Annotated in this window: 21 protein-coding genes; 4 read left to right on the top strand and 17 right to left on the bottom strand. The window is 45.4% G+C overall.

Translation table 11 applies throughout. From position 1 onward, the window contains the following. Positions 1 to 435: 435 nt before the first annotated feature. Entirely contained in the window at positions 436 to 2241 is a 1806-nt protein-coding gene (locus KJS69_RS05125; protein WP_213582235.1) for a hypothetical protein, read from the top strand. 169 nt (positions 2242 to 2410) lie between these two features. Here the strand turns inward: KJS69_RS05125 and KJS69_RS05120 are convergent, their stop codons facing one another. Both KJS69_RS05120 and KJS69_RS29570 read right to left on the bottom strand, forming a co-directional pair. Beyond that, on the bottom strand, positions 2411 to 2803 hold the full coding sequence (locus tag KJS69_RS05120) for a hypothetical protein (protein WP_213582233.1): 393 nt from the start codon (positions 2801 to 2803) through the stop codon (positions 2411 to 2413). Positions 2804 to 2845: 42 nt separating this feature from the next. Then, a complete protein-coding gene (locus KJS69_RS29570) occupies positions 2846 to 3754 on the bottom strand; it encodes a DUF6220 domain-containing protein (RefSeq protein WP_249730377.1) in 909 nt (302 codons plus the stop codon). A 234-nt stretch (positions 3755 to 3988) separates the two neighbouring features. Between KJS69_RS29570 and KJS69_RS05110 the strand changes: the two genes are divergently transcribed. Both KJS69_RS05110 and KJS69_RS05105 read left to right on the top strand, forming a co-directional pair. Continuing rightward, positions 3989 to 4675, top strand: coding sequence for a response regulator (locus tag KJS69_RS05110; protein WP_213582231.1), 687 nt, complete (start codon positions 3989 to 3991; stop codon positions 4673 to 4675). Continuing rightward, the gene (locus KJS69_RS05105; RefSeq protein WP_213582229.1) at positions 4672 to 6015 is read left to right on the top strand and encodes a sensor histidine kinase; all 1344 of its coding nucleotides are present in this window, start codon (positions 4672 to 4674) and stop codon (positions 6013 to 6015) included. Before KJS69_RS05110 ends, KJS69_RS05105 begins: the two co-directional genes overlap by 4 nt. A 116-nt stretch (positions 6016 to 6131) precedes the next feature. Here the strand turns inward: KJS69_RS05105 and KJS69_RS05100 are convergent, their stop codons facing one another. From KJS69_RS05100 to KJS69_RS05070, 7 genes are all read right to left on the bottom strand, one after another. After that, positions 6132 to 6968 (bottom strand): MBL fold metallo-hydrolase, encoded by an 837-nt coding sequence (locus KJS69_RS05100; RefSeq protein ID WP_213582228.1) that lies wholly within the window; start codon positions 6966 to 6968, stop codon positions 6132 to 6134. Positions 6969 to 7081: 113 nt separating this feature from the next. Beyond that, entirely contained in the window at positions 7082 to 7645 is a 564-nt protein-coding gene (locus KJS69_RS05095; protein ID WP_213582226.1) for a spore coat protein, read from the bottom strand. A 133-nt stretch (positions 7646 to 7778) separates the two neighbouring features. Beyond that, complete coding sequence (locus tag KJS69_RS05090; RefSeq protein WP_213582224.1) at positions 7779 to 8138, bottom strand: VOC family protein; 360 nt, start codon at positions 8136 to 8138, stop codon at positions 7779 to 7781. Between the two features lie 43 nt (positions 8139 to 8181). Beyond that, positions 8182 to 8949, bottom strand: a complete 768-nt coding sequence (locus KJS69_RS05085) for a hypothetical protein (protein ID WP_213582222.1) — start codon at positions 8947 to 8949, stop codon at positions 8182 to 8184. Between the two features lie 305 nt (positions 8950 to 9254). Next, a complete protein-coding gene (locus KJS69_RS05080) occupies positions 9255 to 11117 on the bottom strand; it encodes a cyclic nucleotide-binding domain-containing protein (RefSeq protein WP_213582220.1) in 1863 nt (620 codons plus the stop codon). 63 nt (positions 11118 to 11180) lie between these two features. Then, on the bottom strand, positions 11181 to 11783 hold the full coding sequence (locus KJS69_RS05075; RefSeq protein WP_249730376.1) for a hypothetical protein: 603 nt from the start codon (positions 11781 to 11783) through the stop codon (positions 11181 to 11183). Between the two features lie 199 nt (positions 11784 to 11982). Beyond that, positions 11983 to 12423, bottom strand: a complete 441-nt coding sequence (locus KJS69_RS05070; RefSeq protein WP_213582218.1) for a GNAT family N-acetyltransferase — start codon at positions 12421 to 12423, stop codon at positions 11983 to 11985. 364 nt (positions 12424 to 12787) lie between these two features. Between KJS69_RS05070 and KJS69_RS05065 the strand changes: the two genes are divergently transcribed. Next, positions 12788 to 13624 (top strand): polysaccharide deacetylase family protein, encoded by an 837-nt coding sequence (locus tag KJS69_RS05065; RefSeq protein WP_213582217.1) that lies wholly within the window; start codon positions 12788 to 12790, stop codon positions 13622 to 13624. 152 nt (positions 13625 to 13776) lie between these two features. Here the strand turns inward: KJS69_RS05065 and KJS69_RS05060 are convergent, their stop codons facing one another. The 8 genes from KJS69_RS05060 to KJS69_RS05025 all read right to left on the bottom strand — a co-directional run bounded on the left by KJS69_RS05060 (position 13777) and on the right by KJS69_RS05025 (position 21871). Further along, a complete protein-coding gene (locus tag KJS69_RS05060; protein WP_213582215.1) occupies positions 13777 to 14370 on the bottom strand; it encodes a YitT family protein in 594 nt (197 codons plus the stop codon). A gap of 208 nt (positions 14371 to 14578) precedes the next feature. Next, complete coding sequence (locus KJS69_RS05055) at positions 14579 to 15028, bottom strand: aminoacyl-tRNA deacylase (protein ID WP_306434391.1); 450 nt, start codon at positions 15026 to 15028, stop codon at positions 14579 to 14581. Between the two features lie 129 nt (positions 15029 to 15157). After that, positions 15158 to 16507: a stage II sporulation protein P gene (gene spoIIP / locus KJS69_RS05050; protein WP_213582213.1), complete on the bottom strand. Its 1350-nt coding sequence runs from the start codon at positions 16505 to 16507 to the stop codon at positions 15158 to 15160. Between the two features lie 146 nt (positions 16508 to 16653). Next, positions 16654 to 17679, bottom strand: coding sequence for a serine hydrolase domain-containing protein (locus KJS69_RS05045; RefSeq protein ID WP_213582211.1), 1026 nt, complete (start codon positions 17677 to 17679; stop codon positions 16654 to 16656). 233 nt (positions 17680 to 17912) lie between these two features. Beyond that, complete coding sequence (locus tag KJS69_RS05040) at positions 17913 to 18965, bottom strand: GNAT family N-acetyltransferase (protein WP_249730375.1); 1053 nt, start codon at positions 18963 to 18965, stop codon at positions 17913 to 17915. Then, complete coding sequence (locus KJS69_RS05035; protein ID WP_213582209.1) at positions 18962 to 19921, bottom strand: GNAT family N-acetyltransferase; 960 nt, start codon at positions 19919 to 19921, stop codon at positions 18962 to 18964. Before KJS69_RS05035 ends, KJS69_RS05040 begins: the two co-directional genes overlap by 4 nt. 579 nt (positions 19922 to 20500) lie before the next feature. Then, positions 20501 to 21082, bottom strand: a complete 582-nt coding sequence (locus KJS69_RS05030; protein WP_213582207.1) for a DJ-1/PfpI family protein — start codon at positions 21080 to 21082, stop codon at positions 20501 to 20503. Positions 21083 to 21136: 54 nt separating this feature from the next. Further along, complete coding sequence (locus KJS69_RS05025; RefSeq protein ID WP_213582205.1) at positions 21137 to 21871, bottom strand: class I SAM-dependent methyltransferase; 735 nt, start codon at positions 21869 to 21871, stop codon at positions 21137 to 21139. Positions 21872 to 22043 lie beyond the last annotated feature (172 nt).

The raw sequence follows: 22043 nt of genomic DNA, 5'->3' as shown, positions 1-22043 counted from the left end.
GAATATACCATATAATTCCTGATTTCAAAATATATAGATTGATCCTGTAAGGAATATGAAGGAACCCAGAAATTAGCATCATTTTCATCATTCGGAGCTGTCCCATAAGGGCATAGATGGCTCTAATTGGATTTCATACAGTTAGTTTTCCCCCTTAGGGTGAAAAGCGAAAAACGGACTGGATTTTATACAGCTAGTTCGGGAGAATTGGGCGAAATCAACACAAATCCCCGATTTTAAATGCGGTTTTTCCAGTTAGATTAGTCATTTTCTGCAATCCGGTTAAAATTGCCTACATAAAATACAGTTAGATCGTTGGCAAACCTAATAGCTTTACGAATAACGATAATATGTCTTTAAATTGACGGCCAATCTTCCAAGTAATACACTCAAACAAATACAACCTACATACAAGCGCTAAAGGAGGGTTCGCCATTGAATGATATAACGAAAGCAGGATACGAATATGTTGCGCAGCCCTGCAGGAACTTCAACATTCTGGGGCATACCACGATAACCGATCCATGGGATGGCAGAGAGAAGTATGTGCTGTCGAACTTTGCTTTGGGAGCTATCGGAACTGTCGTTTTTATCGATGTTGTGACGGGTGACGGTGAATCGTTTGTTATACCCAAAGGCAACGGCGCATGGGGCATTGTAAATTGGCATGATGAGAAGCTTGTGATCGGCACTTGCGTGGACCAGGCTTATTTGCACGTCTTTGATTTGAAAACAAGGCATTGGGCAGAACCGCTGCCGTCCATCGGAGAATCGTATTTCTGGCAACTGACGATCGGCTCTGACGACAAAGTATACGGAGGCACTTATCCCGGATGTTCCTTGATGCAGTACGACCCGGCTACCCATACGCTGGTTAACCTTGGTAGAGTATCCGATAACGCGAAAAACTTGTATACTCGTCCCGTACATGGCGAAGCGCCGGGCTATATCATCGTGAACTTCGGATTTGATACGAATGGCTTGAAAGCTTATCATATCGACAGCGGGACTTTTCTGCCATTCGGCACGCCAGGTGCAACCGTTAGGGAAATTAACGAGAAGTTCATTTGTACAGAAGATACTGACGTTGTAGCATTTTATGATCCGAAGTCGCTGTTGCCGATCGAAGACAATGGTTATACAGAACAGCTCAGACCGAAGGCCATCGTTTTACCAAATGGGCAAAAGAATCCCTTTATCCCGTTGAAAAATAACAGATTGGCCGGCTTCAGGGGACAGGATTATTTCATCATCGATGCCCCGCCTTCCAAACCCGATTATGAAAATCCGCTTGTTATTGAGTTGAATCCTATTCCTGTTGAGGCTCCCGAGACGGAAGTGTTTGCGCTTGCGCCCGACAACCGGGGCCATATTTGGGGAGCCAGCGGCTTCGGCCAGACCATCTTTCGCTTCAATCCGACATCGGGGGAGTACTGGAATTCCTCTTCGGTATGCAACCATGGAGGCGAGGTGTACGGCATGGTGTTCGTTGGCGAACGTCTATTCATGACCGCATACGTCGGAGGGGATCATATCGTTTACGATCCGAACCAGCCCTGGGACCAATTGAACAATGTCAATCCCAAGACGCTGCAATCTGTAGGACCGGATTTGATCCGGCCGCATGGGCGAAGTGTCAGAGGTCCTGACGGTGGTATTTGGACGGGGTGGTGGGCCAAATACGGGATTTACGGCGGTGGACTATCGCGGGTGGATCCCGAAACACTGAAGGTCGATAGCTGGTACGACCCGATTCCCGAGCAGGCGATCTCCGGTTTGGCAGCGGACGACAATTATATTTATTTTACGACAAATGGCCATGCCAACGGACTGGTAGCCCGCCGCGATATTTGCTGTCATCTTGCGATATGGAAGCCAGGCTCAGGTCTGATTCATACAGAGAAGCTGCCTCAAGGCGATGAACTGGATTCCGGCTTGTGCGCGATTAACGGCAGGGTTGCTTTAAGTGTCGGCAGACAAATCCGAATATACGATACGGATACTCGCAAGTTTGTTCAAGAGATACCGATTTCCGAAGAGTGCGAGTGGATTATAAAATTGGATGATCGGAAGGTCGGCGCCTTCTGCGGAACAACGTTATATGAAATCGATCTGCTAACCGGGAAATCGTCCGTCCTGTCCGAACTGCCGGGCAAAATCCGGGCTGCAACGATTACTGATGCCGGCGATATCTACTTCTCTGTCCAAACGACTTTGTATGTATTGAAACATTCGGTTTAAGTGTTAATATGAATTGTTCATTATAAAATAGTAAACGCCAAAAAAACGAGAAGAAGCGGGTCACCCTTCTTTTCGTTTTTATATGGGGCAGCCCCTTCCCTCTTCCCGGTCCCAAGATTGACAACGGACTTGAAAAAGCGGCATCCAGTAACATTCCTAAATACAACCCTTAAAGCTGACGCGCACGCATCCATGCCGACGCCAACAGCCCTGCGAGGAGTCCCCAGATGGCATTGGTGACCAGAACGCTGATCACGGCGAACGGGTTCGTTAAAGGACCTTGCAGTTGGCCTGTAAGGATGGGAGAAAGAATGGCGCTAATTAGGATCGCAAACCCTCCATAGGTTATCCCGGTGAACAGCAACACCACCAGTGGCTGCCTGACACGCGCGAAGACAACTACCAAGATCCAAATAAAGGTAATTATGAGGGTTACGATAATGCTGGCGAAAGGCTGTCCTATTCGTTCCAACAGCCCGAGCATACTCATGATCGGTCTTATGAGTGCCAGAGCCCCCAGAGCCAAAATAAGCGGCCATGGCTTGCGGTATGAATTTTTCATTAGCTAATCCGCTCCTTTAGTTCATTTTATTAGAGGTCGGCGTTATGTCCGGCTTCCAGATTCTTTGCAATTTCTTTTTTGCGTAACCGGACCGATGATGATTCGCTTGGCCTGAATCGCCACATGCAGAGCTAACCAAAACATCGCGGCGGCAATAACCGTATGAAATGCACCGGCCCCGGTAAGATTGGCGGTAAAGAACTGGGCAAAGATCATCACAAATAGAGCTGCGCTCATCCAGCGCAATGAATGGGGCAGATGGCCGGTAAAAGAGAAAATCAGCATCAAAATCGGAATAAACTCAAATAAGTGAATAAACACTATATGATTATGCCAGTATGACGGAGAGGTAAAGACGGCCATTCCGGCTATGAAGATTTGGATCACAACACAGGCTGCCAATAGCCAGGCCAGACCCAGAAAAAGAAGTCCCGATACTTTACCGCGGCGTTCATTTGATTTCGTTTCAACAGACATTAGCAACAAACCTCCTCCTGTATTGTTCGACAATGAGCGAATGGGAGAACATATCCGGTGCAGTCCACAGTAGCCTGCATATAACAGTACCATAGCTGCCGTCCCGATCAACGGCATCCAGAAGATTAACCGGGAAACAGGAAGCATCCCTCCCAGAGCCATCAGATTAATGCTTATCCCGATGCAAAATCCGCTTGGCGTTGTAGCTATGACGGACAGATCCCTGAACAGAACCGGGAGCATTACGAGCAGCGCCAAATAGGTGCAACCGTTCCAAACCATAGGGAGCGATTCTTCCCTGACTAACAGCTGCCCGCACGCCATAACGGCGGAACCGGTAGCCAGGATTAACAAGCCGGTGGAAATACTGGTCTGCCACTGCCTCAAGGCACAATGTCCTTGAACTCTCCTGTCCAATTGGATTTGCAATGCGAACCAGCCGCCAAGAAATACATTCAATACCCACACGAGCACCTATCCCTCTCCCCCTTTCCGCCCCGGTCCCTAGACTGTGGTGGTTGAAGCCTTAGGCTCTTGTTTGCCCACCGCCGCTTTGTTAACTCCTGAATATGGCTTTATCTTACCAGCACAATGTTGTGAACTTGTGACGAACCTTTACGGGTTTGATGAAATTTGACGAATCCCCACAAAACGTATAAACGACCTAGTATAATGATAATAAAAATAGCGGAAAAGGAAGTTGAAAGGATGTCATACAAGCTGCTGCTGGTGGACGACGAGGAAAAGGTGCTTGAATTTGTGGAGTCCTTCTTGCGGGAGGAGGGGTTTACCATCATGACGGCAAGAACGGGGAAGGAAGCGATTCATAAAGCCCGGGAAATGCAGCCTTCCCTGGTCGTGCTGGACTGGATGCTTCCGGAGATGAGCGGTCTCGAGGTGTGCCGCGAGCTGCGGAAGATGGGACAGATGGGAATCATTATGGTTACGGCGAGAACGGAGGAAGCCGATAAAATCATCGGGCTGGAGGTCGGAGCGGATGATTATATTACCAAGCCATTTTCCTTGCGGGAGCTGGCCGCCCGGATTCGATCCGTCCTGCGGCGAATCGGCGGGCGCGAAATTCCGATGCAGACTCTGGAATATATGGACCTGACGATCTCGGAAGCCCAGTGCCGCGTATGGAAACAGGGGAAAGAAATCTCCCTGACTCCTACCGAATTCAAGCTTCTGCTGACCATCGCCGCCAAGCCGGGAATTGTATACAGCCGCCTTCAATTGCTGCAAGCGGCGCTGGAGGACGATATCCTGAACGATGAACGAACCGTGGACGCTCATATCAGTCGAATCCGCAAAAAAATCGAGGATGACCCCTCGCGCCCCGTATACATTCATACGGTATATGGATTCGGGTATCGGTTCGGTGACCGGTCATGAAGGTCAGCCGCAAGATATTTCTCGCTATGGCTTCGTTTATCGTCGCCATGAGTGGGGTTTTCATTCTGGTGACTCATCTGGTTGTTCAGAAGTCCGCAGAAGTTGCGGTGGCGGCTACCCGGGGCGAGGAAATAGAATCGTTGGCCGAACCGCTTGGCCGTTATTACCAAAATCACGGCCATTCCTGGGAAGGTGTTCAGCAGCTTGATTTCAACGAGTGGAGCCAAGCCCGTAATGCCAGCTTTCTTTTGCTGTCTACCCAAAATAATGTGCTGCTGCGGGGTGGCGACGAAACCGATCTGCTGATCAAGAGGCTGGGGATCACCAAGCCTGTTCGCCTGAACGGACAAACGATTGCCGTTTTGTATTATTACGACCCGGAAGTCGCCTATTTATCCAAAATGCGAATCGGCATTCCCATTTCCGTTCTCTTTCTTCTCATTCTGAGTGCCAGCCTGTTCATCGCTATATCTCTTGGCGTTGCCTATTGGCTCTCGAAGCGTTTAACTGCTCCTCTCTATCGATTGATCCCGGCCATTGACCGTCTGGGCAAGGGGGAATTCGGCATACAGGCTCCTGTTTCAACCAAGGATGAATACGGGAAAGTAGCTCAGGCCTTCAACGATATGTCCCGGATGATTCAAAACTCCGAAAACGTTCGCCGAAGCCTCGTGGCCGATGTAGCGCATGAATTGAGAACGCCGATTACGATCATACGCGGTAAGCTGGACCTGGCACAGCAGAGCGGCAAACCGATGGAACAGGAAAGCTTGCTGTCTTTGCAGGATGAGTTGATTCGCCTCACTCGATTGGTGGATGACCTGCATTTGCTTTCGTTGGCGGAATCCAGGAAATTGCCAATGGAGCGTAAAGCAACGAGTCTGCCCACCTTGTTGAACCGGATTGTCGATCATGTGACTCCCGATACCGATCGGAAATCGATCCGGATCTTCTTGACGTGTGATTCCGAAGTCCCTGAAATTGACATCGATCCCAATCGGATGACTCAAGTTTTTCTCAATTTGATTGTGAACGCCATCCATTATACGCCTCAGGGTGGCTCTATCACGATCGGGATAGACCGGGAAACAAGCGAAGGCAGTACATCCGGTTATCTTCGCATCACCGTGACCGACACCGGACCCGGAATCGAACCGGAGCATCTGCCTCATCTCTTCGATCGATTTTACCGGACGGATGAAGCACGTGCCCGTTTTAACGGCGGAATGGGACTCGGGCTTGCCATTGCCAAAGGATTCGTAACCGCACATGATGGGAGCATTGACGTAGAAAGCACCCTTGGAAAGGGGACCCACTTCATCGTCCGATTGCCTATGTAATGATTTTCAATCCATCGCTTCGCGAACCGTTTTTATTGTATTCGGCCTCTTAAGTTAGTTAGTAATCACCACCATGTGAAAATATCCATCCTAAGGAAAAAGCACTAATGCCTAACTTATTTTCCATAATCGGGTATGGCAATTTGGTCAAATTCATCGTCCAGTTTTTGTAAGCCATCAGATAATAATTCACCGGTTATTGGCAGTCCATGACCTGTAACGGCAACGGCCGGGCTCAATGCTTGCAGCTTTTTGACGGATTCCCAAGCTGCTTGCCAATCGGGGGTAAGATATCTTGGCGGGCCATTGATTTCCTGCTCTTGTGTAACAACTTTATAGAGGGAATCTTGCTTTACTGTTACAAATGCATCGCCAGCGATCAGGGAACTGTCGCTTTCTCTGAATAAGGATATGTGGCCGGGTGTATGCCCAGGAGTATGAATCCAACGCCATTGGGGCATGATGGGAATCGTTCCGTCTGAGGGCAGCTTCTCCACTCGTTGGCCTAGGTTTATTGGCTCTATGGGAAATATCATGGACATTTTAGCCACCATTCCGCCCTCTACTGTAGGATCCGGAGCCGAATAGCTCTGTTTTCCGGTTAAATACGGCATTTCTAATTCGTGTGCAAAAACTGGAACATCCCAATGCCGGACCAATTCAATAATGGCTCCAACATGGTCAAAATGGCCGTGTGTTAACACGATCCCGTTAGGCCTGCTGTTAGCACCGAATCGTCTTTCACAAGCAGCAATAATAGCATCAGCAGATTTCGGCATTCCTGCATCCACTAATACCCACTCACCCTGCCCAGGATCACCAACGAGAGCAACATTAACGATTTGAATTGTTTGACTAAACAGATCCGGCTGGACTTCTTGCCCCGCTCCGCTCTCAAGCGAAGTTACGGGTAAATAATGATAATCGTTCCCATAAGACATTTCCGTTTCCATTTTCATCCCCCCAAGCTTCGTATTGATAATCTGTTCGCATTAATTCCTTCCGTTTTCTAAAGAATCAAATAAATGCCCTCTTCATGTTTGTAAAGAGGGCATCGATATTTAAGCTACTGCACAACCGCTGGCTCCTGAACGAGTTGGTACATCCCCCCTAATGTGCTTAGCGTTGTTTGGGGAGCTGGCTCTAACGGATAGAAGCCTTTTTTCACCATCCATTGCCAAACATCATAGGCATGATGGGAGCTCATACGGAAGGCATCCTCCAAAAAGCTTCGAATGTCCGGATGGCTCATCTCCATAGCGGCCCATGCATATTCTCTCCCAGCTCGCTTTAAAGTGAGCAAATAAGCGGTAGCCATTTCCCGGTCATTAAATTGTTGAATCGTTGTTCGGGGTGTTACCGGGACTGGAGTTTGGGGGGATTGGGTAAAAGACTGCAAGATGGGTCGTAAATCAGGGACCGGTAATTTAGCAGCTGTGCCTTCTGCCTTGCTCAAGTATTCTGCCTTCATATTATAGTCTTGAATATGCAGCGGGAAATGCTGCTGCAGAATAGCTTTTAGCTCTGCGTCTTGAACCAAATTTATAAAACAAGCCATGTTCGTAATAGAGTTGACGCAGCTTAACGCGAGTTCATGCAAGTCTTGAGCTTCATGCGCGGCGAGTTGCATAACGAAAAACCTCCTTAAAATTGGATTGTTACATAAAGATATAATTTGTTACTAATCGGTTTTTATGCAAATTATTTAAATAAAAGAGTAACAAAAGGGCAACTTTATGCTGTTGCCCTCACTCCTATGGCGCTTAATTCGATTGGATATGCGCCAGTATATTGATGAGCTTGCCGAAAGGGTCACGGACATAGAATCTCCGAACCCCCCAAGGCTCGTCTGAAGGTCCGTATTCTATCGGAAATCCTGCACTTTTCATACGTTCATATGCTTCTTCAATATTATCGACTTCAATCGAAAGATCAGGCGTAGGCGTACCGGAGCCTCCCTGTGAGGCAAAACTGATTTGTACGCTCATTTTCTCATGCGAACCGTAAGTGACAATCCAGCCGTGATCCATCCACAAATCGAGTCCCAGTACGTCCTGATAAAAACTTTTCGCTGCCGCAATATCCTGTGTATCCATATTAGTGACTATTCGTTTAACCTTCATTCCGTACCTCCTCCAAATAAGGATTGGCAGTGTCTTCCTGGAGTTACCCCATCTGCTCTAATTCTATTTTAACTTCTTCAAGCACCTCATAAAACCATTGATAGGCTTGCTTGACATGGGTGCTAATATCCGCCACCGCATTAACTTTATAGAAGGTCTCTAATTGCTGAATAACGTCCTCAGGCAGGTGCTTTGAAATGCAAACAATATAATAGTCCGAATTAATGGGTTTGTACTTGATTCTCAACAACTCAATTAACGGGGTCATAATAAATTTCTGATAATACCCCATAGCCTCGATGAATTTGCCTCTCTTCACGTATTTCTCTACTCTCACTTTTTGCTGTATGGTATTCTCTAGATGATAAAGCCGATTTTGCAATTTATGCTTCAGCTCGGATTGGTTTAAATCGGTATAACGGACCACTCCCTTCTTGTCAAAGATAATCTTAGGGTTTTCACTATCATTCTCCCTGACGAATGGGAAGTTCATACTTGGCCCCTGAACACTAACATCTAATAATAGAGACTCCGGCGTATTTTCCAAATGAAAAACTTTATATCTATTGCTTGGGTTATGGCGCGGTTCTTCATAGGATAAATCGAGAGAAGAAAGCTCGCTTAATAATTGTTCACATAAACTAATGGTTTCCGACTCGAAACCATCCTCAACGGCTACGACGATATCTATATCCGAATATTCATCCGACGAGCCCGTTCCATCCGAGCCTTCCAGCCACATGGCCCAAATGCTCGGGTGCTTTTGCAAACCTTCCTCCAAATGAGAAAGAATATGATCTCTGGTTAGCATTATAAAACTCCTTCCGCGTCGGCAGGCAAATTTTTCTTTACTGACTGTATGTCGTCACCTCGTAAGGATATAGAACTAACATAGCCTTCAGCCACATTGGATGACAAGGGAATTATTATTTATATTTGAACTATTCTGCCAAACGCATACCCAAACTATATCCCGATATCCGCCTATCATAAATTATTTGGAGCCTTGGACAATGGGACAAAATGTCTTGATTTACACTTGACCCAAAAAGACCCTTCAACGTCGAAAGGTCTTATCTGGTCAGATTTCGTATTATGTATAGTCTGTCTGTCTTATCATGCCGTGAAATCGCTTCTTCTTAAGCGCAGAGATTGACCACATCGTGCGCAGTAACGAGCATTCGGTGGCGACTGGGTGTCACAGGCTTCGCAATAGAGCAGGGACGATGACCTTCTTTCAGTACATTCTCCACTACCATCTATATCTTCGAATTCACTGTTAAAACAGGCTTCATCCAGTATGGGGTTGATGCGCACGAGCGCTTGTTGTTCCTCTGACTGTCCTGTACGCATAAGCAAGTAGAGTACATATAAACCCAAAACACCAATCAAGAGCATGATCAGGATATGCCAATGGCCCGTTGTCATATCATAATTCCACAGGGTATGCAGAGTGACGGATAGAATGGGCAGACCGACCGCCAATAGCACACGTCTATGCGTCCCAATCAATCCAAACCAAATACCGGCAGCAGCGATCGCTGTCCATGTCCCATGTCCAAATGGCGAGAACAATGCTCTAGCCCAGATCACGCCCAGCATATTTCCTGAGTGGTGAGTTAATTGCGTCCATCCATACAACACCGTCTCTACGGCAGCAAAACCCATACCAGCAGCCGCCCCAAACACGATTGCATCCATCAAAAAGCGGTATCTCCTTCTCCATATCATCCAGCCACAGATCACAAGCTTGGCGATTTCTTCTATTAATGCAACAGCAAGCGGAATACGGATACTAGAAAAAGAGGCTTCCGCACTTGATGAAAACAACCATATTCGTTCCAAATTCCAGGCCATAGGAATCGCTACCAGCGCAGATGCAAGAAAAACAAAGATCAGCTTACCGGGACGAAAACCTAACAGTTGGGAATTTCGTAAATAAACGACGAACGAAACAGGTCCCACAAAAGCTCCCATTAATAATGCAGCATAATTCCATATCGGCTGTTTCAAAAAGATAGCTAATAAGGTAGTAAGAAGGAATACACCTCCCAGACCAAATAAAACTTCTACCCATCTGCCTTCAAATATATCCCGGTGAAAAGCCGTGTTTGAAGATTTCACCCTTGTAGAATGAAGGGTTTGTTCTTGAGCGGCTATCATCGCAGCATAAGGTTCGCTTAATTGGAGATCGGGCCAACGAATGCGTATCACCTCAGCGAATTGAATGAGCACAGGCGGATATTGCTGCAATATATAGGTAAACTCTGCTTTCCCGGTCAACAGTAATTCACCGTCTTCCAATGCAATGACCGTATCCATAGGATCGATGTCGGCCAGTAAGACGAGCTCACCAAAATAGTCACCCGTTCCGAGTATGGCTTTGCGCTTGCCTCGTGAACGCACCTCGAATCGTCCTGCCGTGATCAAAAATAACTGTTCTGTTTTCTCACCTTCACGAATGATGACATCACCGCGTGCAAATGGTCGCCTAACCGTGATTTCAGCCAAACCACGCAACTCTGAATCAGGAATCGCCGACCAGATCGATGCTTTGCGCAATAGGGCATGAACATAGCGGATTTCAGCAGACATTTGTAAGCTTCCATGGAACATCGGGCTTGCTTTGGCCAATGCCGCAAACGCCTCACGCTCCAGACGCAGGACCGTCACCTCGGAACGCGCCCGAATGCTCGCGCTTCGACGCTCATGCAAAAGAAGCGCAATCTCGCCAACAATATCACCCGAACCCAGCTCGGCCAGAAACACGGGCCTGCCAATTAAATTACGGGTATATACTTGCACGGTTCCATCGACAATGAATAAGGCATCATGGCCAACTGATCCTTCTTTGATGATGCTTTCTCCCACAGCGTACACAATCGTATCCATCTTGGCCGCTGCTGCTGCCAGCTCGTGATCAGGCACCCCTTGCAGCAAGGGGTGGGCATGCAGAAATCCCACCATATCTTGATCCACTTTCGCTTCTCTCCAATAAATGAAATAAAAGTAACCTATACAAGTACAGGTTACTTAGTAAAATTATCTCATATTCCCAATAATTGAGCTACGGGAATCTTGCATCTTTTTAATGAAGTTCGTCATCACGTCGAAAGCCTCATTTCGTTTATTGCTCATCGATTGCAATCGCAGCATATCCATTTGCTGAGAGTTGCTTGAACTATCTACCATTCCTTTAACTCGATCAATCGCGTTTTCTACATCGCTCTTTACTATTTTTTTATTTATAAATGGAGTCCATTCTGAAGCATGCTGATGATTCAAACCCAGGTTGACGATACTCTGATTAATTTCTTCCACGAGCGGATTGGCTGCATCTGGAACAGGTGTACTCGCTTTGGCATCTCTTGCGAAGTAGGCATTCAACCTGTTCAATTGATATAACAGATCATTTAAATTGGCAATTTCCTCATTGCGGCTTTGAATAGCTTTGATCTGTTGTTCCAACGTGTTTTCCATTATTTGCACCCTTTGCTCCTGAACCATCTTCAAGGCAGTTTCCAAATCCATAGAGGACATATTTGGAAGATAAAGGCCGTTATTCCCGTTGTATCCGATAGTATTATGCGTATTTTCTTTTCCCAAGGCAGACTGTACAGATGAGTATACCGGATCTATTTGCATCAGACCGATTCCAGTGATCACCCCGCACAATAGGGTTGCTGTTAGTGTAACGATTTTTTTCGATTCATCAAAAATTCCTCCAACTCATATCATTTTATTTATCTGTGATTCAAGTTACTTTGATTTTACTGCTCCACGGTATCATAATCTGTAACTGCAATTACAAAATAAAAAATGTTGGAGGAATAGAATCATAGGATTATTTTTGGCCTTTATCCCCTTCTTTCTCAAAAACCAGTTCATCCTGAAGCTTATAACCGGATTTTTCGTATGTACTTATCCCAGCCCGATTGTTAATTCCAGTCAAGACCTTGATATTCGTTACACCCAAGCTTATAAGCTTCTCTTCCAGAAACTTGATCAATAGTGTGGCCAACCCTTTCCTGCGGGCCCCTTCATCCACATACAATTCGGTGATCTCCCCTAGCAGTTCAGAGTAACAAAACGATTTAAAATATTGCGCACAGGCAAATCCTGCCGGTGTATCATCAAGCATGGCAATGGCCACTAATTCCCTTGAATTTTGCAAACTTAGTTTAACTTCCGAAGCGGAAATTTCCACTCCATTGAACTTGTTATTTAAACTGACCAGCGTGCTGGAATCCTCCGCCGACGCCCACCGTACATAGACTTTATTCATTGTTCAATCGGTCCTCCTCCCGAATACGGATTTTCGGATGTCCGCTCTCCGATATAAAAAGATAGGCATGACATTAAACTCGATCAGCTTGTTTCTTACATAGGCCCTGCCTTCCTTAACGGATTGATCAGAAATGCACAGTTCCATCCCTCACTCCCGCTTTCATTTGAATTCATTGATCCTACATCTCCTTTAGTTTAATGTATTACCCCTGTACCGGAACAGGACAGAATGTATATATTCTAACTTTACAGGACAAGAGGCAGTTCCGGCTTCAGATTTTCGTTTTTTTACTCTTCATGCATACCTTGCCACGAATAACAAATCCTATGGTAAAAGCAATTAATCATTACAGGAGGTATTCATGAAAATACGCTGGTTAATTCTGCTTATTCTGGTACTTCTCGCAAACGGGTGTGCCTCACCTGATACAACCAAAACTCAACAATTGGAGCCATTGCAGCAGCCTGAACAAATAAAACCGCTATCCCATACACCCGATTTAGCGGATGGACCGGAAAGCGGTACCCGTGAGCCTCGGCCTCTTACCCTTGCCGATTTGCGTGCCAAATACCGTAGCACCTTCCTTCTTAACGGCCCCTCATCCAAACGGGAAGTGGCTTTAACCTTTGATGACGCGCCCGATGACCATTTTACTCCGCAAGTGCTGGACGTTTTGAAAAAAGAAGGGGTAAAGGCAACCTTTTTTGTAGTGGGCAATCGGGTGGAGGCACATCCCGATATTGTCAAACGCATGGTCGATGAAGGACATGTCATCGGGAATCATTCGTACGATCACGCGAACCTTCCAAAGCTGACCGACGATAAATTCCGCGAGCAAATCACGAAAACGGATAACCTCATCCATAGTTTTACAGGCTATACGCCGAATTTGATCAGGCCGCCGTACGGAAACATCAGCGAGGGGCAAATTCAATGGCTGGCGAGCCAGCATAAAAAAATAATCAGTTGGAATGTCGATTCATTGGATTGGAAAGGATTAAGTGCCGAAGAGGTGGAAACGAATGTCCTTGCTCAGGTGCATCCGGGTTCTATCATTTTGCAGCATTCTGCAGGAGGAATCGGAGAGGACTTAACCGGAACGGTTAACGCCTTGCCTGGAATCATTGCGAAATTAAGGGAGGACGGGGTAAAGCTAGTGACTGTACCCGAATTGTTAAATATTCCGGCTGGCCAATAAATCGTGAGCGTCACACCGTTGTTGAAATCATGAAAGCAACATACCGGACGAGTATGGTTGCTTGCTTAGTTAGAACCCTTGAATGGCGGTTCTTCATTTCTCCATCCGCTGACTGATTTCCTATGCTGTTTATGCTGAATGAGTAAGCCCATTCACTTACGATCACTGTTCTTCATCGTGCAGAGGCTTGTAGCTAAACCGCCGGCCGCAATGGTTAGCATGGACAGAAAGAAGGTTTCCGCCGAAACAAGAATCCCGCCAAGGGAAATAACGACCCCATCCAATAGAAAAATGATAACTCCTACGTTAATCATTAGTCCTTTAGCAATAAATTGGGCCAGAAGATCGGTCCCTCCCGTGCTCGTTTCATATTTTAGCATGAGCCCGATTCCGGTTCCTACTACAAAACCGCCCAGAATAGAGCTGCCTACAGGCGTTATATCCAAATAATTAACAATACGGTGTTGTAAAGGGGTCGCCAAATCCATGATCAAAGATGAAATTAACAGCCCATGCAGGCTGCTGTAAAAAAAACTCCGTTCATAATACCAAGCTAAGGTAAAGAGCGGTACACTGCACAAGATCATAACAAGCCCTATCTTGGCTCCGGATAAATAATTGACGATAAGAGCAATTCCCAAGACTCCACCGTCCAAAATTTTATTGGGAACGAGAAAACAATGTGTTCCTGCCGCGATGAATAAGCTTCCCGTTAGAGTAACTATAAATTTATGGAAATACAGCAATCGAACCATCTCCCGAACAAGGCATGTCTGATTTATATGCCGGTCCGATGGCAAGCATGTAAAACGATTTAAACATTTTGAACCCATTGCCGTGCGGGGAATAGCATCTTGAGCGGAGTACGGAATCCGATACATTCGGTTGTAAAAAGAAAAAGGGCTCTGCCTTTTGATCGGCTATGCCCTTCTCGCTTTATTTATTTTCCTAAGTTTAACGGATATATGCTATGATATGGTTTAATTTTTCAACATCACCCGGACTAATTTTTAATGTTGAGTTGGCGAATCCGGTTCCTCCATAAATATGGGGGTATTGTTTTAATTGCCTGTCCAGGATGGTGGGCAAATGATGTCCTATTAATGCTACCGTTCCTACTTTGCTTCCTGTGACTTGTTCCACTTCCTTCGGCTTGGCTAATTTAAGTTCACGGCAGCCCAATATCTGTTTCGGTATTTCAAAATCTATTCGTCCGTGATTGCCTGAGAGTATAATCGCATAATATTCCTTTTCGGATTTTAATATTAGCGTCGGTGCTGTTTGGCCAATGTCTATTCCCAAATATTCTGCTCCATCCCGCGCTGATTGTATGGAATGCTCATGCTGAATAATTACATATTCTATCCCTTGCTCTTTAAGAATGGATTCTAAATCATTCATCATCTTTTCTCCCTGTATTTATACAACAGCTTTCTTTACGCAAAGAAAAAGAAAGAGGTTGAAGCCGTTCCATGGTAATATCATGCCACGGCTCCAACCCACTGTACTTCAATTAATTCCCGGTAGATGATGTCATTTAACCGAGCGGTAATATTCTGCAAATACGTCAGCGATCGCTTCCGCTGTATGTAAGCTTTCTTGCAGCGTATTGTTCGTACCCCCGATTTCCATCAACAAGCTGCCGGGAGAGACAGACTGGTTGTATTCCCCATCTCCCTGATGAGCGCTTTTGGTAAGAACGCCCCGTGACAATCCGGGATATTTCTCATCTAATAATTTATCCATCGCCTCGGCGAATGCTTGGTTTTCCTCGTATCCGGAATGAGCCGTGCCGATGACAAACAGAATGCGCGCATACGCTTTGCCTTCGATAGTTACCGTAGTTTTCTCGCGCGGAATGTTGGCATCGCGGTGAATATCGAAGAAATAGGACAGAGAAGGATAGGTCTCTTTCGCCTTGTCGACGGCTTGTCGGGATACCTTGTAGGAATGGGAAAAACTCAGTTTCTGCTGTTTCAGCTTCTCCGAAAAATCATCATTCCCCAATAATGCCGGGATTTCTTTCTCCTTCAGCAGCTGTCCTAAGCGCTTCCCTACCAACGTAATGTTTACTTCCGGATCGTCCACAGAAGTCCCTTTGGTATTGCGGGCGATATTATTCCATGATTCCCGATTATGGGTATGATAAATATATAATTTGGGCGCAAATTCCACGTTCTCCTTATTCACGGATGAGATCACATTTGCATTGCGACTTAAGAAATCCGTCTTTACGACCCAGCTTGCCACATAAGCCTTGCTTTCATCCGGAAGCATAATGACATGCCACTCGCCTTCCGTATCGACGATCGGATAGGTTTCACCAGGCTGCGCCTTGCCGACAATGTCATAGTCGGTTCCCGGACCGCTGCGCATATTCGTAATGTCAACAATATTGACAACGGTGGCCTGATTCAAGCTTGCGATTTCAACTTCATCAGGTTGTTTCGCTTCGGGTTGCTCTGCTTCAACTTCATCGGGTCGTTTCGCTTCGGGTTGCTCTGCTTCAACTTTGGCGGGTTCACTTTGTTCATAATCGATGTATTCCCGAAATACCCAGCCTTCTCTTTCGTCATGCAGCCGGATTTTCACCCATTCTTCTTGCTCGTCCAGTATTCCGTATCGATTCGATTTCCCGATCATCAGGAGAACCGAGGACGTTAAACTGGGCTCAGTGCGAACATTCAATCGGTCTACCGTACTTCTTGCGAATTTTTCCTCAACTTTTTCTAACTCGAGATTGGCCTGAACGTTATTGGTTTCAACCTGAACAAGGATAGCTTGTTCCCCAGATGCTTCCTGGGCATGGACATCTGCTCCATTAAGAATGCCGACAAGCAGCAAAGAGCTAACGGCCACGCCGATCTTTTTATAATCTAACACTTATACTCCATCTCCCTATGCCGAATAATGCAATCTATTAATTCGACATAGATTGGCAAATTCCTCCTATTCAAATAAAAAAAACGACAAGAATGTACGAACCATGTCCCGCGTACACCATGTTAGGCGAAACTTCTAGAGCCCTTTTAAAAATACTGCCTGTATATACTTTTATCAATTTCTCTAATAACTGATCCGGCGCCATTGGTTTTATTACTTATTACATGGGAGCGAATTCCCTTTTTCGAATATACAGATGACTCCATGCGGACTCCAGGGTCGAATCCCATCACAAAATGTTTGAACACTTCATCATTGATTATCGAAATCCAAATACCGTATCCATAGCTGGTATGGTTCTCTGTTTTTATTTGGGGTGCTAACATTTGGTTTACCGTTTCTTTCGTCAATAGGGCTCCGTTAAGAAAATGATCCCAAAACCTATCCATATCAAAAACCGTAGTATAAGCTCCGCCATCGGGCTGCCCAATGACTGGAATCGAATAAATATTGGTTCTCCATTGCCCGTTCTCTTCTCCATCTATATAACCCAGCGCAGTTTGAGCAGGTAACTGGTCCATGCGGAAATACCCTGTATTGGACATCCCGCACGCTTCAAAAATATTATGTTCAATATATTTACGAAAGCTTTCGCCTGTCACATTTTCAATAATTTGGCCTAATAGAATATATCCCGAATTACTATAGGAAAATCTTTCTCCCGGACTAAATTTCATAGATTGATTCTGAAATAACGGCAGGAAGTCTTTAGGATGCTGCATCCTGTACATTGGGGTCTTTAACCATAAATGTTCATAGTCCGTCATCACTTCTTCATCAAAATAGTCAGGAATACCCGAGGAATGACTAAGCAATTGGTGAATATTGACATCATGGCTAAATGTTATTTGCGATACATCCAGACATTCCTTAAGCGTCGTTTCGTAAGAAAGGAGCCCGCGCTCTATTAACTGGCATACGGCAACCGCCGTAAAAAGCTTGCTGCCGGAAGCCATAGCAAATTTCGTCGTTAATTGATTGGCTAGCCTGTCGCTGCGATTTGCATACCCGTGCTCAGCTTTATAAAGTATTCTTTCATCATCTTTAATCAAAACTGCGCCTGAAAAGGCATCTGTTATTTCAATATCTAACTCCATTTCTATTGGATTCATATCGAATTTCCATCCTTTCATTACTTCTGGGCAACTTTCTCCCTATTGACTGCAAAGTGTTATATGTCTGCCACCATGTAATGGATGTGCCTGCCCTTCCCACTTCCTTAAACCCAAATCTTTCATATAAATTCACTGCGGCCCAATTATCGGGGGTTTAGCCTGCTGAATATTGTCATGTCCCGACGAAATTAGCAGACGCGCATAGTTCAGGTCCGTGTGGGCTGCATAATTCATAAATTTTTTACCATTTTGTAGTTTCCAGGGACGGCCTTGAATTTAAGCTGGTCTCTATTAATCTTCAGCATGGGCGTATTGAACGAATCATTGTTTGTGCGCATATATTTAATATTCAGCTTCATTGCTAGTTCAATACTTTTAAGCTTTAGAGTTAAGCCTATGCCTTGACCACGATACGCTTTATTAACTCCCGTATATTCGTGATACATACTTTGAGTGGATGCTTGGTACAGTATATGTGCCACCCCAATATATTGGCTTTGGTCCATGGCTACCAATACATATTCCGGACTGGAACCAGGTAATTCTAAAGTCCACTTTCGCCATTCATTGAATTCAAAAAAATCCCCGTTGAAACCAGGAATATCGATACTTGTCTCTCTATAGAGTTCGTACAGCCTTTCCTCTTTATCCGTATCTGTAATCTCTGAAAGAGGGAGGATCAATAGTTGCTTGTTTATTTGCTCTAACAGGCTTCGATCGAACGATGACAAATCCAGGATAGATTCAAAGGAATGTCTTTCTATCGTATATCCATTCTTCTTGGCAAATTCTATGGAGCTCAATTCATTATCTCGCACTTCATAATTCAATTTATTGGCTCCATTGGCGACTGCCCATTCCTCCAAATTTTTGTAAAGTTCATTACCAATTCCCTGATTGCGATATTGCGGACCAACCACAAGTGTATGATTGAGTTCACCATCGGCCGTCCAAGGTGCTCTCCAAGAGATGCCATAACCTAGTATGTGCTCTTGCTCGTCAACAGCTACAAGACGAAACCGATCAAATCCTGTTAGTAATCCGTTCTCATTCCTCTTCAACACTCCTTTCGACGGAATTTTCGCGTCCTCGTCGGCCAAAATTTCAGCATTGATCTCTTCAGATAATACATGATTCATTATTCTGGCCACCTGCTCATAATCTCCCGGGATTTGTATAGTTCGAACCGTATACTTCATTAAATACCCCTCTCCATATTCATTAAATTCCTCTATGATTCCTTTTTGAGCTTCCTTAAGCGGTCTCCATTTTACTATAGTCATTCTTTCACCTCGGAGTCGGAATCACAATCGATGGAATGGACCGGTTTGCACCAGACAAACATTTTTCCTAATTCCTGAAATCCAACCTTATTGTATACTCGCATAGCGTCATCCGGCTCGGGGTCTAGAGTCCATAATCCCCCATGATTGATGTAGAGTTTACTTATCCCTCTGTTTTTCAGACGCTTCATACTTTCGTATAAAAGATTGGTTGCCAATCCCTTTTTCCTGTGCTTCTCTGCCGTTCCGAACGGTTCAATTAGAGCTATATTATTTGGGATATCCAGCCAAATATTCGCAAAGCCTGCAACTTGTTTAGTTTCATCCACTACCACCAAATCTAGCTCTTGTTGATAGATCGGACTATTCATCAAACGGTGGTATATAGCCATGTTGGGTTCAGTCAGACCGGCAGATCTACTCATAATCATCACCTTCTGGGGCAGATCATTGAATTGAATATACCGTACCGTAAACCCTTTGGGAAAACGGGGTTCTGGAATGTCAGAGGCAAGATCCATTACACCGGAATACATGTACCAGGTGTGTTGAATGTATCCCCTGTTTTGCAAAATTTTGGTTCGTATAAGATCTTCCGGATAGCCCCATATATATACTTCATGTCCAGTGCCGGGGCGATCTTGTAAAACAGGACCGCTATATTTCTTCTCTGCCCAATCTACAATTTCATCTTCCAGATCTACAAATTTTGGGTCCGTAACACAATATAAGATTCGATAATGTCCGGGCCAAATAGCACCGATAATAGTCCCGTCTTGATTTTCGCAAATGATCAATTTCTCTAAAAATATATCTCCTCCAAAAGATCGGTTGTAATCCAGATCGCCCAAGCTTGGGTAAAATCGCCGCCCGGGGTCTGGAAATTTTTCAATGATTATTTGGCGAAGAGCAGTGTAATCCGCTTCGTTAGCATAAGGCCGAAACCGTACGGTCATGTCCTATCACCTCAGGCAGGTTATAGTAATAACATAGGCTTGAGCCGGATAAGATGACAAGTGAATGAATTATTATAATTGAACTATTCTGAAAAGTTGGCTGTATATGTCCATGCAGCAGATGCTCTAAGTCCCTCAACCCTTTTCGATTTTCGGTTTTATACGACTCTCTTCGAATCCCTTTGTTTCCCAGCGATCCGATGCAATAATGCAGGCTAGTTGAGCGATACTACTTCATAACTATTGGTCCACTGCAAAAGTGCAGCCTTTTCGCGTGATTTTGTCTGCTTGATGCTTATGTACTGCAAAAATACAGTGATTTCGGCCATTTAGGCTCGATATGGGATGAAACGGAGGATTCCACTGCACTTTTGCAGGCAATTCTCGAAAATGGGCTGATTTTTAGCGGTTCGGATGTATTTTTGCAGTAGATTGCAAGTCACCATCCCTTCAGCCTTCCGCTAATCCAGAGGTCGGTAGAACATAATAAAGTCGCCCTCCACCCAGTCGAGAAGCTGAGCAGAAGGCGATGCAGTCGCGCTATCATTCTTTCGATGGCCCTATTTTTATTTAGACATGTTACAGTTCCACAATTCCTTCTGTGTTATATGGATAATCGATTTGGACTTTCACTTGTTCCATTTCATCTTTTCCGACAAACAATTCAATTAAATATAGCCCTAGATCAATAGAAGTAGCGACCCCGCCAGCGGTAATCACATGGCCGTCTTTGACAATTCGCGATTTTAGAACCTGTTTACAGTAAGGCTCTAATAAATCGTATGCTCCCGGATGTGTCGTCGCTTGCTTTCCCTCCAGAAACCCGGCGGCTCCCAACAAAAGAGCGCCTGTACAAACGGATACTTTATACGGCACCTTCTCCGCCGTGCGCAACCAATCGACAAAATCCTTATCTTCTTTGAGCTTTCGTGTTCCCATCCCCCCAGGCACGAAGAGTAAATCATATTCAGCCAAATCCGGTTTAATCTTATTGACTTTCACCTTCATTCCCAGCTCATCGGTTACTTCTTCGGATAAACCGCATATATCCCATGACGTGCCTTTTGTTTTTGCAAAGAGGTTCAAACGATAAATCACGTCGTAAAAGCCGACAAAATCGAGAAACGTTATACCATTGAACAAGACAAAACCTATCTTCACCGGAATCCCCCTCTTCCACATGTTTGCTTCAATAATAAATAGGCTGAAATTCCCCTAGTTCCTGATCGCCGCAATAAGGAGGAACATCGGCCGGCGGGTTTCATCTCGCATGTCGGGAACTTGAGCCAGCATTTCCTGCGTTGGCTGAGGCTCGGACAGCTTCGTAATGCTGAATCCGGAATCCATTAACGTATTCACATAAGTAGTGACGGTTCGATGGTATTTGATAACGTCATGATCCAAAAAATGGGTCGTCCGCTGACCTTCGTTCTGGTAGTTATCGATTGGCCAGTGCAGCCGCTCGCCCTGAGGACCGTAATACCAATCCTGTGCAGCAAGTGCAGTAAAGACCGGATGTTCGACCGAGAGCACGAAGGTGCCCCCTGGCACAAGACAGTGTTGAACTTGACGACAGACGATATCGAAGGGCTCCACATAATGGAGGGCAAGCGAGCTTAGAACCACATCGAATTCCTCCGCAGGAAAATCGATGTCTTCCATGGCGAGCCGAAGATACTTGATCGCGGAATCGTCCGTATGTTCTCTTGCACGTGCCAGCATGTTCTCGGATAGATCTATCCCTACCACCGACCGCGCCTGTCGTTCACGCACATATCGGCAGTGCCAGCCAAAGCCGCAGCCCAGGTCAAGCACACGCTTATCATATAGCTCGGGAAGCATTGCGCGGAAGGCATGCCATTCCCCGGCTGCCTTCAGTCCATCGATCGAGCGAGGCATCTGACTGTATTTCTCGAAAAATTCAAGCTCATCATATTTGTTCTGTCTCAACTTGCGGCCCCCCCTCATTATGAATTAATCCAAAAAACGCGTTTGGATAATTGCCGTTCTCCTTTGATATCGTGTAACGCATTCTCCTGTAATCCTTATGCATAAATACTATTCCAGTATTCGATACTTGTCCATTATTCTCCTCCTCGACTAAAATTCAAAATCGTTACAT

This window comes from Paenibacillus sp. J2TS4 (assembly GCF_018403245.1).
In the GTDB taxonomy this organism is placed as follows: domain Bacteria; phylum Bacillota; class Bacilli; order Paenibacillales; family NBRC-103111; genus Paenibacillus_L.
This window is presented reverse-complemented; position numbering and strand designations above follow the sequence as displayed.